Source organism: Pseudomonas sp. A-B-19 (assembly GCF_019947515.1).
Classification (GTDB): domain Bacteria; phylum Pseudomonadota; class Gammaproteobacteria; order Pseudomonadales; family Pseudomonadaceae; genus Aquipseudomonas.
Genome location: NZ_JAGYGN010000037.1, coordinates 1 through 12,599 on the forward strand (window position 1 = coordinate 1; position 12,599 = coordinate 12,599).

Annotated in this window: 13 protein-coding genes and 1 tRNA gene; 4 read left to right on the top strand and 10 right to left on the bottom strand. The window is 59.0% G+C overall.

All coding sequences use genetic code 11. The features are described 5' to 3' along the window. Positions 1–40: 40 nt before the first annotated feature. Positions 41–117: transfer RNA gene (locus KGA81_RS27245), tRNA-Met, on the bottom strand. Between the two features lie 300 nt (positions 118–417). Between KGA81_RS27245 and dinB the strand changes: the two genes are divergently transcribed. Next, positions 418–1,479: a DNA polymerase IV gene (gene dinB / locus KGA81_RS27250; RefSeq protein ID WP_223550268.1), complete on the top strand. Its 1,062-nt coding sequence runs from the start codon at positions 418–420 to the stop codon at positions 1,477–1,479. 95 nt (positions 1,480–1,574) lie between these two features. Here dinB and KGA81_RS27255 read toward each other — a convergent pair whose 3' ends face one another. The 4 genes from KGA81_RS27255 to KGA81_RS27270 form a co-directional block, all read right to left on the bottom strand. Beyond that, positions 1,575–2,528, bottom strand: a complete 954-nt coding sequence (locus KGA81_RS27255; RefSeq protein WP_223550270.1) for a hypothetical protein — start codon at positions 2,526–2,528, stop codon at positions 1,575–1,577. Between the two features lie 19 nt (positions 2,529–2,547). Beyond that, positions 2,548–4,263, bottom strand: coding sequence for a proline--tRNA ligase (locus KGA81_RS27260; protein WP_223550272.1), 1,716 nt, complete (start codon positions 4,261–4,263; stop codon positions 2,548–2,550). Between the two features lie 143 nt (positions 4,264–4,406). Continuing rightward, on the bottom strand, positions 4,407–5,966 hold the full coding sequence (locus KGA81_RS27265) for an AmpG family muropeptide MFS transporter (protein WP_223550275.1): 1,560 nt from the start codon (positions 5,964–5,966) through the stop codon (positions 4,407–4,409). Positions 5,967–6,010: 44 nt separating this feature from the next. Beyond that, positions 6,011–6,373 (bottom strand): MGMT family protein, encoded by a 363-nt coding sequence (locus KGA81_RS27270; RefSeq protein ID WP_263293479.1) that lies wholly within the window; start codon positions 6,371–6,373, stop codon positions 6,011–6,013. Positions 6,374–6,527: 154 nt separating this feature from the next. Here KGA81_RS27270 and KGA81_RS27275 point away from each other — a divergent pair, with 154 nt between their 5' ends. Continuing rightward, positions 6,528–7,535, top strand: a complete 1,008-nt coding sequence (locus KGA81_RS27275; RefSeq protein ID WP_223550279.1) for a DUF481 domain-containing protein — start codon at positions 6,528–6,530, stop codon at positions 7,533–7,535. 160 nt (positions 7,536–7,695) lie between these two features. Here KGA81_RS27275 and KGA81_RS27280 read toward each other — a convergent pair whose 3' ends face one another. Then, positions 7,696–7,905 carry a cold-shock protein gene (locus KGA81_RS27280; protein WP_002554837.1) on the bottom strand — a complete coding sequence of 70 codons (210 nt, stop codon included), beginning with the start codon at positions 7,903–7,905 and terminating at the stop codon, positions 7,696–7,698. Positions 7,906–8,258: 353 nt separating this feature from the next. Here KGA81_RS27280 and dcd point away from each other — a divergent pair, with 353 nt between their 5' ends. Both dcd and KGA81_RS27290 read left to right on the top strand, forming a co-directional pair. After that, on the top strand, positions 8,259–8,825 hold the full coding sequence (gene dcd, locus KGA81_RS27285; RefSeq protein ID WP_085724551.1) for a dCTP deaminase: 567 nt from the start codon (positions 8,259–8,261) through the stop codon (positions 8,823–8,825). 107 nt (positions 8,826–8,932) lie between these two features. Continuing rightward, entirely contained in the window at positions 8,933–9,142 is a 210-nt protein-coding gene (locus KGA81_RS27290) for a hypothetical protein (RefSeq protein WP_223550282.1), read from the top strand. Positions 9,143–9,208: 66 nt separating this feature from the next. Here KGA81_RS27290 and KGA81_RS27295 read toward each other — a convergent pair whose 3' ends face one another. Genes KGA81_RS27295 through KGA81_RS27310 form a run of 4 tightly spaced genes read right to left on the bottom strand, consistent with a single transcriptional unit; the run spans position 9,209 to position 12,568 of the window. Beyond that, a complete protein-coding gene (locus KGA81_RS27295; RefSeq protein ID WP_223550284.1) occupies positions 9,209–9,973 on the bottom strand; it encodes an ABC transporter ATP-binding protein in 765 nt (254 codons plus the stop codon). Between the two features lie 13 nt (positions 9,974–9,986). Continuing rightward, on the bottom strand, positions 9,987–11,105 hold the full coding sequence (locus tag KGA81_RS27300) for a succinylglutamate desuccinylase/aspartoacylase family protein (RefSeq protein ID WP_223550287.1): 1,119 nt from the start codon (positions 11,103–11,105) through the stop codon (positions 9,987–9,989). 27 nt (positions 11,106–11,132) lie between these two features. After that, entirely contained in the window at positions 11,133–11,843 is a 711-nt protein-coding gene (locus KGA81_RS27305; RefSeq protein ID WP_223550289.1) for an ABC transporter permease, read from the bottom strand. After that, positions 11,840–12,568, bottom strand: coding sequence for an ABC transporter permease (locus KGA81_RS27310; protein WP_223550291.1), 729 nt, complete (start codon positions 12,566–12,568; stop codon positions 11,840–11,842). The genes KGA81_RS27305 and KGA81_RS27310 overlap by 4 nt, the downstream gene beginning before the upstream one ends. Positions 12,569–12,599: the final 31 nt, after the last annotated feature.

Below are 12,599 nucleotides of genomic sequence, written 5' to 3' on the forward strand. Positions count from 1 at the left end.
ACAAAAAAGGCCACTCTTTCGAGTAGCCTTTTTTGATGTTTGGTTGCGGGAGCCGGATTTGAACCGACGACCTTCGGGTTATGAGCCCGACGAGCTACCAGACTGCTCCATCCCGCGTCTGTGTGGCTCATTCTATAGAGATGCGCTCGGGTGTCAACCTCAAATTCCGATAAAACCTCTTCCTGTTCAATCGGTTAGCGTTAAAAGTGGGGGGGCGACCGGTCTGTGAGGCAGGCAGGACAAGGCCTGCGCGTCTATTGAAAGTATTTTTTCGATTGAAAAAATAAATTCACAATCGACTCTTCCTACGATTGGAAAAGAACATTCAGACTACTGGTGCTATATACAGGTGTCGGTGAGATACTGTTTGTCCGGCACGCCATGACGCCTTTTCTTTGCCATGAACACGGCTTTGTTATGACTCAACGCAAGATCATCCACGTCGATTGTGACTGCTTCTATGCAGCCATCGAAATGCGCGACGACCCACGCCTCGCCGGTAAACCACTGGCGGTGGGCGGCTCGGCTGATCGGCGCGGGGTGATCGCCACCTGCAATTATGAGGCGCGCGCGTACGGCGTGCGTTCGGCAATGTCTTCCGGGCATGCCCTGAAACTGTGCCCGGACCTGATCATCGTCAAGCCACGCATGGACGCCTATAGAGAAGCGTCCAGGGAAATTCACACGATCTTTCGCGATTACACCGAGATCATCGAGCCGCTCTCGCTCGATGAGGCGTACCTCGATGTGTCGGACAGTGCGCATTTCGGTGGTAGCGCAACGCGCATCGCCCAGGACATCCGGCGCCGAGTCTCCAATCAGTTGCATATCACTGTGTCGGCGGGTGTGGCGCCGAACAAGTTTCTGGCCAAGATCGCCAGTGATTGGAAAAAGCCCAATGGCCTGTTCGTCATCACTCCGGATCAGGTCGAGGACTTTGTCAGCGGCTTGCCGGTGAGCAAATTGCACGGGGTCGGCAAAGTCACCGCTGACAAGCTCGGCAAGCTGGGGATCACCGATTGCCTGCAATTGCGCGAGTGGGACAAGTTGACGCTGGTCCGTGAATTCGGCAGCTTTGGCGAGCGACTCTGGAGCCTGGCCCGTGGTATCGATGACCGTGTGGTGCATAACGACAGTCGCCGACAGTCGATCAGTGTTGAAAATACCTACGACGTTGACCTGCCGGACCTGAAGAGTTGCCTGGACAAGTTGCCCGAGCTGCTGGAGACCCTGGCTGGCCGCATGGCGCGAATCGACAGCAGCTATCGTCCGGGCAAGCCATTCGTCAAAGTGAAGTTCCACGATTTCACCCAGACGACACTGGAGCAGGCCGGGGCAGGGCGGGATCTGGGGAGTTATCAGATGATGTTGACCCAGGCTTTCAATCGCGGCGGTAAACCGGTGCGGTTGTTGGGCGTCGGCGTGCGGCTGGAGGACTTGCGGGGCGGGTTCGAGCAGATGGAGTTGTTTGAGCGGTAAATTCTGAAACACAAAAGATCGCAGCCTGCGGCAGCTCCTACAGCAGAACGCGATCTGTTGTAGGAGCTGCCGCAGGCTGCGATTTTTTTTGGGGTTTAGTTCAGCCCCGGATTCGCCACCAGTCGCTCGCCATTGCGGGCCAGTGACTTGAGGAACTCGCTCTGCAATTCAGGATCATTGCGCGTCAGTTCGATCAGGCTCTGTTCCAGTTCGCTGGCCTCTTCTTCAAGACCCAGCTCCGACAGGCGTTTGACCCGGTGGACCCACTGATTGACTTCGTCACCTTCGAGATCGTCATAAATCAACCCGTGGGCCTCATAGAGCTTGCTGCGCAAGTTACTGCTGATGACCAGGGTGGAATCGTTGTGCACGTTGCCCTGGGCATCCTCGACACGGATCAGCAAGCGGCTCAGATGGTTGATGTCATGTTCGGCGAACGGGCTGTCCAACAGATTCAGGCGTAACACACCGTTTTTGTCAGTGGTCAGCTCGAAGGTTTCCTTGCCGGCCTTGACCTCGACCGGACGCTCGCTCCAGGGCAGGCTTGAGTATTCCGTACGCTTGTCGCGCTGGACTTCATCAATGCCGGCCAGGTTCTGCTGCGCGCGACCGTGGGACTGCACGTTCATGAACGGGTTGAGCCCGGCGAAGCCGTAGCTCAGCCAGTCCTTGGTCACGCTGTCTGGCAGATTGCCGAGGGTGAATACGTTGACCACATTGGCACCGACACCCGCCACCACAGCCACCGCACCCAGCGGGATTTCGTAAATCTCCCGCCAGGGTTGGTACGGCGTATAGCGGTCGTAGTGACGCGTGACTTCGTACTCGGTGACTTCGAAGGTCTTCTGCTCGTGAATTTTCACCCGACGTTGCGGCAGCTCAAGCACCTTGGGCTCACCGACATCGATCTGCAGGCTGTGATCGAGCAATTTGCGCTCGACACGTTCCTCTTGCTCGCTGCGTTGTGACATGTGGTTGGCACAGCCGCTGACCAGCAGGGTGCCGCACAAGGCGGCACCACCAAGGCCTAAGGTGTTTCGCTTGAACATGACGCCTCTATGTCTGGTATCAGCGGCGGATGCGGGCCTGAAGGAACGACAGTACATCGGCAACCGGCAGCGCTTGTGCGTCGGCCTCGGTACGGCTCTTGTATTCCAGGTTGCCTTCGGCCAGGCCGCGGTCGCTGACCACGATCCGGTGTGGAATGCCGATCAGCTCCATGTCCGCGAACTTGATGCCCGGGCTGGTTTTCTTGTCGCGGTCGTCGAGCAGCACTTCGAAGCCGGCAGCGGTGAGTTGCGCGTACAGCTTGTCGGTGGCTTCACGAACCTGTTCGGTTTCGTAGCGCAGCGGCACCAGGGCGATCTGGAAAGGTGCGAGGGTGTCGCTCCAGATGATCCCGTTTTCGTCGTTGTTCTGCTCGATGGCAGCCGCTACCACGCGGGACACGCCGATGCCGTAGCAGCCCATTTCCAGGGTGACCGGCTTGCCGTTTTCGCCCAGCACTTCGCACTTCATCGCTTTGCTGTACTTGTTGCCCAGCTGGAAGATGTGCCCGACTTCGATGCCGCGCTTGATTTCCAGGGTGCCTTTGCCATCCGGGCTCGGGTCGCCGGCCACAACGTTGCGCAGGTCGGCAACGGTCGGAACAGGCAAGTCGCGCTCCCAGTTCACGCCGAAGTAGTGCTTGTCGTCGATGTTGGCGCCGATGCCGAAGTCGCTCATCAGTTCGACCGAACGGTCGATGATGATCGGCAGCGGCAGGTTCAATGGGCCCAGGGAACCGGCACCGGCGCCAATGGCGTCGCGCAGTTCGCTTTCCGAGGCCATGACCAGCGGGCTGGCAACGCCTGGCTGGTTGGCCGCCTTGATTTCGTTCAGTTCATGGTCGCCACGGATGATCAGGGCAATCAGCTTGCCTTTCTCTTCAGCGTGCACCACGAGGGTCTTGATGGTTTTCTCGATCGGCAGGTTGAAGCCTTCGACCAGTTGCGCAATGGTCTTGGCGTTCGGTGTGTCGACCAGGCGCAGTTCTTCGGTTGGCGCGGCGCGCGAGGTTTCCCGCGGCACGGCCTCGGCTTTCTCGATGTTCGCCGCGTAGTCGGAACCGTTACTGAAGACGATGTCATCTTCGCCCGATTCGGCCAGAACGTGGAACTCGTGGGAGCCGGCGCCGCCGATGGAGCCGTTGTCGGCCTCAACAGGGCGGAACCTCAGGCCCAGACGGGTGAACACGTTGCAGTAAGCCTGGTGCATGCGCTCGTAGGTAATCTGCAACGAAGGCTGGTCGGCGTGGAACGAGTAGGCGTCCTTCATGATGAATTCGCGGCCACGCATCAAGCCGAAGCGTGGGCGGATTTCGTCACGGAATTTGGTCTGGATCTGGTACAGGTTGATTGGCAGCTGCTTGTAGCTGCTCAGCTCGTTGCGCATCAGATCGGTGATGACTTCTTCGTGGGTCGGGCCTGCGCAGAAGTCGCGACCGTGGCGATCCTTGAAGCGCAGCAATTCAGGGCCGTACTCTTCCCAGCGCCCGGACTCCTGCCACAGCTCGGCCGGTTGCGTGCTCGGCATCAACACTTCGAGAGAGCCGGCGGCGTTCATTTCTTCACGAACGACAGCTTCGACCTTGCGCATTACCCGCAAGCCCATCGGCAGCCAGGTGTACAGGCCTGAGGCGAGTTTGCGGATCATGCCGGCGCGCAGCATCAGCTGGTGGCTGATCACGACCGCGTCGGAAGGCGTTTCTTTTTGTGTGGCGAGCAAAAATTGACTGGTGCGCATGGTTGGCCGTTATCGATTGCTGATGACGAGAAGTGACGGAGCATTGTACGGGCGAGAACCGCCGGCGTACAGGCGTGCGGTCAGTGGTGTGGCAGGAGGGCACGATTCACTCGGCCCTCCGCGATTGTTCCTGCGTAAAGATCCTACGATTCTTCGGCTACCGGGGTCTGCACGGGTTCCGGTGTCGGTGTCGGACCTTCGCGGCGGTTCTCCTGGAACCAGTGCAAGGCGATCAACAGCAGGGTCGGGACGCCCAGCAAGGCGGTGATCAGGAAGAAGTCGTGGTAACCGAACTTTTCCACCATGACCCCGGAATAGCCGCCGATCAGGCGCGGCAGCAACAGCATGATCGAGCTGAGCAGGGCGTATTGGGTGGCGGAGAACTTGAGGTTGGTCAGGCTCGACAGGTAGGCGACGAACGCCGAAGTCGCCAGACCTGAACTGAAGTTGTCCAGGGAGATGGTCAGCACCAGCATGTTCAGGTTGGGGCCCATGTCGGCGAGCATCAGGAACAGGATGTTGGTCGCCGCGGATGCGACGCCGCCGATGAACAGGATCGGCAGGATGCCGAAACGCACGATCAGCAGGCCGCCCATGCCGGCACCCACCAGGGTCATGATCAGGCCGAAGATTTTGCTGACGCTGGCGATCTGGTCCTTGGTGAAGCCCTGGTCGATGTAGAACACGTTGGCCATCACGCCCATGACCGTATCGGACATCCGATAGGTGGCGATCAAGCCGAGTAGCAGCAGCGCTTGCCAGCGGTATCGCAGGATGAAGTCATTGACTGGCGTGAGCACTGGCGCCAGGCCGCGACGGCCCATGGCCGAGAGGCACAGGGCGGTGAGCGTGATATAGAGGATGGCCCGCAGGAACGCGCGGTCTTCGAGCAACAGGTCGAGCAGGCTCACGCCTTCGAACAGTACGCTGGCGAAGTCGGTGTAGTAGAGCTGGGTGAACATGGCCGGCACGGATACCAGCAATATGATCAGCACGAACACCGAGGCCAGTTGATGCACGAAGCTGTAGCGACCGGCCTGCAATTGCGTGCGTAACGGCACGGGAGGTTCGCGCATGAATATGGAAGTCAGCAGCGCCGGGACCATCAGCACCCCGAACAGAATGTAAGTACCGGCCCAGGCCGAATGCTTGTAGTTGAAGCCGGTGGAGCCAAAGCCTTCGGCAAAGTACAGCGCGCCTGCAGTCGCCAGCAGTGCAGCGACCCGGTAGCCGGACATGTAGCTGGCGGCCAGGGCAGCCTGACGATTGTCTTCGGCGATTTCCAGGCGATAGGCGTCTACAGCAATATCCTGCGTCGCTGATGCGAAGGCGACGACCACGGCAATGGCGATCAGCCAGGACAAATGCTTTTGTGGATCGCACAAACCCATTCCTAGCAGGCCAAGGATGACCAGTGCCTGGGACAGCACGAGCCAGGATCGTCGTCGACCGAGTTTGCCAAGCAATGGCAGTCGCCATTGGTCGAGCAACGGCGACCAGACCCATTTGAAGGCATACGCCAGGCCAATCAGGCTTGCATAGCCAATGGTTTCGCGCGCCACGCCGGCCTCGCGCAGCCAGACTGAAAGCGTCGAAAACACCAGCATGTAGGGCAGGCCGGCGGCGAAACCAAGCAGCAACAGCACGAGTGTTGAAGGGCTGGCATAAGCGGCGAGCGCGGCGCGCCAGGTTTTACGGGGCATGGGCTGGAGTCTGCCTCAACAAATACGGAAACAAAGCGCGCACTCTAACCGCTGTGCTCTACCGGACGCCAGCCATGGCGCTGAATATCAACACGATTATTCAGGATACTGATGCCCTCCATGCGTAATCGTGCGCGCTGTTCATCGCCCGAAGGGCTGCCGACCGGGAGGCTGATGCGCCCGTTTGCACCCAGAACGCGATGCCAGGGTAATTTGCTGTCGCTCGGCAATTGGCTGAGGGTGCGGCCGACCCAGCGGGCGGCGCGACCCAGTCCTGCAAGCTCGGCCAATTGACCGTAGCTGACGACTTTGCCCTCGGGAACTTGCGCCAGTGTCAGGTACAGCGCCGTGCGTCGGATTTGCGCCGCACTCTCGGGTTCATCGGTTGGATCGGTCACGTCCGTCATTCCTGAAGAAGTCTGCTTTACCATCTGTAGAGTAAATCCTGTACAGGCGGTTGAGAAATGAACTCAACAGAAATAGTCGGGTCAGTCCTTGTCAGGGCCTTATTCCTGCGGATAATGCCGACTTTTCTCGCAAGCCCGAGCCCGTATTTCGCTTATGTTGTCCAGATCCCTGCTGTGTCTCGCTGTCCTCAGTGCTTCTACTCCCTTGTTGGCCGATACCGTGTGGTTGAAGAACGGTGACAAGCTGAGCGGCAAGATCACGCTGTTCGATGGCGGCAAGCTGCTGATCCAGACCGAGTACGCCGGTGCGGTGACGATCGACTGGAAACAGGTCAAGACTCTGGACAGCGATCAGGAGTTGCTGGTCAAGCAGGATGCCTACAGTGGCGAGAAAGCCAAGTCGCTGAAAGCGGCGGACGCCGGCAAGGTCACGCTGGCCAACGGCGAAGCACCGAAGACGGTCGAACTGGCGAGCATTCAGCAGATTCTCAAGCCAAAACCGGTGGTCGAGGATCTGGTGTGGAAAGGCAACGTCGATGTCGCACTGGATTATCAAAGGGCGGAAAACGACACTGATGACTACGACATCGATTTCAAGACCAGTGCCCGCCACGGTCGCTGGCGGCACACCGCCGAAGGTGAATACAACCGCGAGTTCCAGGACGACGTGGTGACCACTGACAACTGGCGGGCCGAGTACTCCATCGATCGATTCCTGACCGAGCAATGGTTCTGGCAGGGGCGCCTGGTGTACAAGCGCGACAAGGTCGAAGACCTGTCCCGTCAACGCACGGTCGGTACCGGTCCCGGCTATCAGTTCTGGGATGACGAGCTTGGGGCGTTCTCCCTGGGCTCGCTGGTCAACCGCACGGACTATGAGTTCTCCGATGGCAGCAAGGAAAATTTCTACGCACTGGCCATGACGTGGGATTACAACCGCTACCTGATCGGCAAGCGTGTCGAGTTCTTCACCAATGGTGAGGTCGGCAAGCCTCTGTCGGGCGTGGCCGACTATGCACTCGATGCCGAGATGGGGTTGCGTTACAAGGTGACTGACTGGGCTTCACTGAACCTGAAGGCGGAGCGGGACATCATCAGCGGCACCGACGATTCGGATCTGGACAAGACACGCTACACCGCAGGGTTTGGCGTGACTTGGTAAGACGCTAAAAGATCGCAGCCTGCGGCAGCTCCTGCAGGGGAGTTATGTTCACCCTTTAGGAACTGCCGCAGGCTGCGATCTTTTTTACCTGTGAAAAACACACAGGCACAAAAAAGCCCCGCTGTTGAGGGCGGGGCTTTTTTACTAAAGCAAGTACAAGTTAGATAACTTGAACTTCTTCAGCTTGCATGCCTTTCTGACCGCGGGTAGCGATGAAAGAAACCTGTTGGCCTTCTTTCAGGCTTTTGAAGCCGTCGGATTGGATAGCTTTGAAGTGAACGAACAGGTCGTCACCGGATTGTGGAGTGATGAAGCCGAAGCCTTTTTCATCGTTGAACCACTTAACGGTACCGGTTTGGCGATTAGACATGGTGTAACTCCTTGAACAAAGATAACTGCGACTCAGGAAGAACCCTGGCCGAGACTGAGTGCAAAGAGCAGGAAAAATTCTTGTAGATGGTTGGATCGAAATTCAACATATCGTGTAGAGATTCTCAGTGACACAAGCAGCACAGTGGCGCCACCTTAACCCTTTTTCCTGAACGTGCCAATGCTTCTTGCGAAGGTTTCTCTGATTTAAGGATCGGCGGTGCGACGGTTCGTCGTCAGCGCAGGTAATTCCTGCCTGTTCGGCGAGAATTGCACCGCGCACTTTGAACCCGGCGGCGCGCCCGGTAAGATGCCGGACAGAATTTTTCGACCTCGCTATTCAGGACACCCGCCATGAGCATCAAATCGGACAAGTGGATTCGCCGCATGGCGCAGGAACACGGCATGATCGAGCCTTTCGTCGAGCGCCAGATGCGCGGCAGCGACGATAGCCGTGTAATTTCCTACGGCGTGTCGAGCTATGGCTACGATGTGCGTTGCACCAGTCATTTCAAGGTGTTCACCAACATCAATTCGGCCATCGTCGATCCGAAGAATTTCGATGCCGGCAGCTTCGTCGACATCCACAGCGACGTGTGCATCATTCCGCCCAATTCCTTCGCCCTGGCCAGCACCGTCGAATACTTCCGCATTCCGCGTAATGTCTTGACCATTTGCCTGGGTAAAAGCACCTACGCGCGCTGCGGCATCATCGTCAACGTCACGCCGCTCGAGCCTGAGTGGGAAGGTCATGTGACCCTTGAGTTCTCCAATACCACCAATCTGCCGGCGAAAATCTACGCGAACGAAGGCGTGGCGCAGATGCTGTTCCTGGAGTCTGACGAAGAATGTGAAGTGTCTTACAAGGATCGTGGCGGCAAGTACCAGGGGCAGCGTGGCGTGACCCTGCCTCGCACCTGAGTCAACCGTCCGACAAATGCCGGGAATTCCTGGGCGGGCGTACACTCTATGGAGTGTACTGCTCCGATCCGCGCAAGGCGGGTCGGGCTATCGCTCAGGAGTGTCGAATGAAGATCGATCCGCGAATCAGTGCCGAACTGGCAAGGCTTGAACCCAATCAGATTGGCGTTCTGGCCTGGTCCTTGTTGGCGCATCCGCCCGTCAGCATGTCAGGGGGTATTCCCGGCCAGCCTGATCCTGATACCCCGAACGAACAGCCTAACGAACCGGGCGAGCCTACGCTGCCGGATGAGCCACCGCCTGCGCCCGTTGCCTGACAGTTCAGACACTACAGATCAAAACCTGTGGGAGCAAGCTCGCTCCCACAGGTTTTGCTGTAGCCGTTACTTCAGGTTGCCGCTGAGGAACTGCTTCAACCGCTCGCTTTTCGGATTGCCCAGCACATCTTCCGGTGCGCCTTCTTCCTCAACCAGGCCCTGGTGCAGAAACAGCACCTGGCTCGACACTTTGCGGGCGAAGCTCATTTCGTGGGTCACCATGATCATGGTCCGGCCTTCCTCGGCCAGGCCCTGGATCACCTTGAGCACTTCACCCACCAGTTCCGGGTCCAGCGCCGAGGTCGGTTCGTCGAACAGCATGACTTCCGGCTCCATGGCCAGTGCGCGGGCAATCGCCACCCGTTGTTGCTGACCGCCGGACAGGAATGCCGGGTATTGGTCCGCCACACGGGAGGCCAGCCCCACCTTGTCGAGGTAACGCCGGGCGCGGTCCTCGGCTTCTTTCCTGTCGCAGCCCAGCACCCGGCGCGGGGCCATGGTGATGTTTTCCAGCACCGTCATGTGGCTCCACAGGTTGAAGTGTTGGAACACCATGGCCAGGCGGGTGCGAATTCGCTGCAGTTCATTGGCATCGGCCACGTGCATGCCGTGACGGTCCTTGATCATGCGGATGTTCTGCCCGTCGAGGCTCATGGCGCCGTCGTTGGGTTGTTCCAGGAAGTTGATGCAACGCAGAAAGGTGCTTTTGCCCGACCCGCTGGCGCCGATCAGACTGATGACGTCGCCGGTCCTGGCCTTGAGTGAAACACCTTTGAGGACTTCATGATCGCCATAACTCTTATGCAGGCCTTCGATGGTCAATTTGTACATGGGGCGTGCATCCTCAAGGCGAAAGTAGATAGCCGCTGCGATAGGCTTCGGTGCCCGCGACATGGGCGATCACCATGCCGGCAGTGGCCATGCGGCGCAGCGAACGGGCGTACATCAACCCGGCGGCGGAGCAATGAACGGGGGTGACGCGATCGTTGATCGGATCAATGATCTCGGCAATCAGTTGCCCGGCTTCCAGGTACTGGCCCGGCTGTGCGGTGAACACCAGCAGGCCGCCGACGGGCGTGGCTACCGGTTCTACACCGGCCAGCGGTGTCGCTGGCCAGGGCAACTCAGGCAGGGGCGAAGGCTCGCCGGCGATCGCGCCGAAATGGATCAGGTAGTCGATCAGCGCCTGGCAGTCGAGACTGGCCTGCGGGTGATTGACGTCGCCCTGACCGCGCAATTCGACGGTCACCGAAAAACTGCCCGGTGGAATGTCGAAGTGTTCGCCGAAGCGTTCCTTCAATTGCCACCAGAGCAGGGTGAAGCATTCGTCGAACGACTGGCCACCGGAATCGGTTGCCAGAAGGCTCGCTTCGGCACCGATGTAGCGGGCCAGTGGCTCGACCTGTGGCCAAGCCTGCGGCGTGGTGTACAGGTGTGCGACCGCTTCGAAATCACAATGCAGGTCGAGCACCATGTCGGCATCGCAGGCCAGTCGTTGCAGGGTCAGGCGCTGGGATTGCAATTGGGTGTCGGCGGTCTGCCGGGCCAGCGCATCGCGCAGGCTGCTGCGGATCAGTTGCCGGTTGTGCTGCGGGTCTTCACCGAGCTGGTCTTCGATCGCGTTGCCGACTTCCTCACTGAGGTCGACGAACCAGCGATTGAAGTTCTGGCCGCTTTCCAGCTCGTAGCGGCCCAGCGGCACATCCATCAGCACTTGTTCCAGGCCCACCGGGTTGGCGATGGGCACCAGCACGATTTCGCTGCGCAGGCGACCGGCGGCTTCCAGCTCCGCCAGGCGTTGCTTGAGGTGCCAGGCCACCAGCATGCCGGGCATTTCGTCGGCGTGCAGTGAGGCCTGGATGTAGATCTTGCCATTGGCCGGTTGTGGGCCGAAGTGAAAACTGTGGATCTGTCGCGCGGTCCCCGGCAGCGGGGCCAGGAGGTCATGTTTCTGGTGGCGCATCTGTTGTTTCCTGAAGCAGGATTAGTCCTAGTGGGTCGGCCCGAGGAAGGCCAGCCATCGGCGTTCGGCAAGGCGGAACAGGCCGACCAGCGCAAAAGTGACGGTCAGGTAGATCAGCGCGGCGATGCCGAACGACTGGAAGGTCAGGAAGGTCGCCGAGTTGGCGTCCCGCGCGACTTTCAGGATGTCCGGGATGGTCGCGGTGAAGGCCACGGTGGTCGAGTGCAGCATCAGGATCACTTCGTTGCTGTAGTACGGCAACGAGCGACGCAGGGCCGACGGCATGATCACATAAGCGTACAGCTTCCAGCCGGTCAGGCCGTAAGCCTTGGCCGCTTCGACTTCACCGTGGGCCATGCTGCGGATAGCCCCGGCAAAAATCTCCGTGGTGTAGGCGCAGGTGTTCAGGGCGAAGGCCAGGATGGTGCAGTTCATCGCATCGCGAAAGAAGCTGTCGAGCAGCGGTTGTGCGCGCACGGCGGCCAGGCTGTAGATCCCGGTGTAGCAGATCAGCAGCTGGATATACAACGGCGTGCCACGGAACAGGTAGGTGTAGAACTGCACCGGCCAGCGAATGTAGAGGCGCGGTGAAACCCGGGCGATAGACAGCGGAATCGAGACGATGAAACCGAAGAATATCGATGCGCTGAGCAACCACAGGGTCATGGCCAGGCCGGTGATGTTGTTGCCGTCGCTGTAAAGGAAGGGTTTCCAGTATTCCTGCAGGAGTTCGATCATCGCACGGCCTCCCGGGTACCGGCGGAGTAACGACGTTCAAGCCAGCGCAGAATGAAGTTGGACGCGCTGGTGATCACCAGATAGATCAGCGCGGCAAGTACCAGGAAGTAAAACAGCTGATAGCTGCTTTTGCCGGCGTCCTGGGCAGCCTTGACCAGATCGGCCAGGCCAATGATCGACACCAGGGCGGTGGCCTTGAGCATTACCATCCAGTTGTTACCGATGCCCGGCAGGGCATAACGCATCATCTGTGGGAACACCACGATCCAGAAACGCTGGCCGCGCTTGAGGCCATAAGCGGTGGCCGCTTCGACCTGACCCCGTGGGACGGCGAGAATCGCGCCACGGAAGGTTTCGGTGAAATACGCGCCGTAGATGAAGCCCAGGGTGATGACCCCGGCGCTGAACGGGTTGATTTCGATGTATTCCCATTCCATGTAATCGGTAAACGAGGTCAGCCAGGTTTGCAGGCTGTAGAAAATCAGCAGCATCAGCACCAGGTCGGGAACGCCGCGAATGAGTGTGGTGTAGAGCTGGGCGGGCAAGCGCAACAGTTTGACTTTTGACAACTTGGCACTGGCGCCGAGCAGCCCGAGCAACACGGCTACCAACAGCGATAACGCCGACAGTTTGATCGTCATCCAGGTGCCTTGCATCAGCAGCGGACCGAAGCCCCTGAGGCTGAAGGCAGAGAGCCCCAGATTTTCGAGTAGGTTTTCGAACATAAATCAGCAACCTGATCGGATGAAAAAAGCG

Coding starts and splice junctions, on each gene's coding strand:
- KGA81_RS27255 (WP_223550270.1), bottom strand. CDS start 2,528: ATGTTCAAGCGAAACACCTTAGGCCTTGGTGGTGCCGCCTTGTGCGGC.
- KGA81_RS27265 (WP_223550275.1), bottom strand. CDS start 5,966: ATGCCCCGTAAAACCTGGCGCGCCGCGCTCGCCGCTTATGCCAGCCCT.
- KGA81_RS27275 (WP_223550279.1), top strand. CDS start 6,528: ATGTTGTCCAGATCCCTGCTGTGTCTCGCTGTCCTCAGTGCTTCTACT.
- KGA81_RS27280 (WP_002554837.1), bottom strand. CDS start 7,905: ATGTCTAATCGCCAAACCGGTACCGTTAAGTGGTTCAACGATGAAAAA.
- KGA81_RS27300 (WP_223550287.1), bottom strand. CDS start 11,105: ATGCGCCACCAGAAACATGACCTCCTGGCCCCGCTGCCGGGGACCGCG.
- KGA81_RS27290 (WP_223550282.1), top strand. CDS start 8,933: ATGAAGATCGATCCGCGAATCAGTGCCGAACTGGCAAGGCTTGAACCC.
- KGA81_RS27305 (WP_223550289.1), bottom strand. CDS start 11,843: ATGATCGAACTCCTGCAGGAATACTGGAAACCCTTCCTTTACAGCGAC.
- dinB (WP_223550268.1), top strand. CDS start 418: ATGACTCAACGCAAGATCATCCACGTCGATTGTGACTGCTTCTATGCA.
- KGA81_RS27270 (WP_263293479.1), bottom strand. CDS start 6,373: ATGACGGACGTGACCGATCCAACCGATGAACCCGAGAGTGCGGCGCAA.
- KGA81_RS27295 (WP_223550284.1), bottom strand. CDS start 9,973: ATGTACAAATTGACCATCGAAGGCCTGCATAAGAGTTATGGCGATCAT.
- KGA81_RS27310 (WP_223550291.1), bottom strand. CDS start 12,568: ATGTTCGAAAACCTACTCGAAAATCTGGGGCTCTCTGCCTTCAGCCTC.
- KGA81_RS27260 (WP_223550272.1), bottom strand. CDS start 4,263: ATGCGCACCAGTCAATTTTTGCTCGCCACACAAAAAGAAACGCCTTCC.
- dcd (WP_085724551.1), top strand. CDS start 8,259: ATGAGCATCAAATCGGACAAGTGGATTCGCCGCATGGCGCAGGAACAC.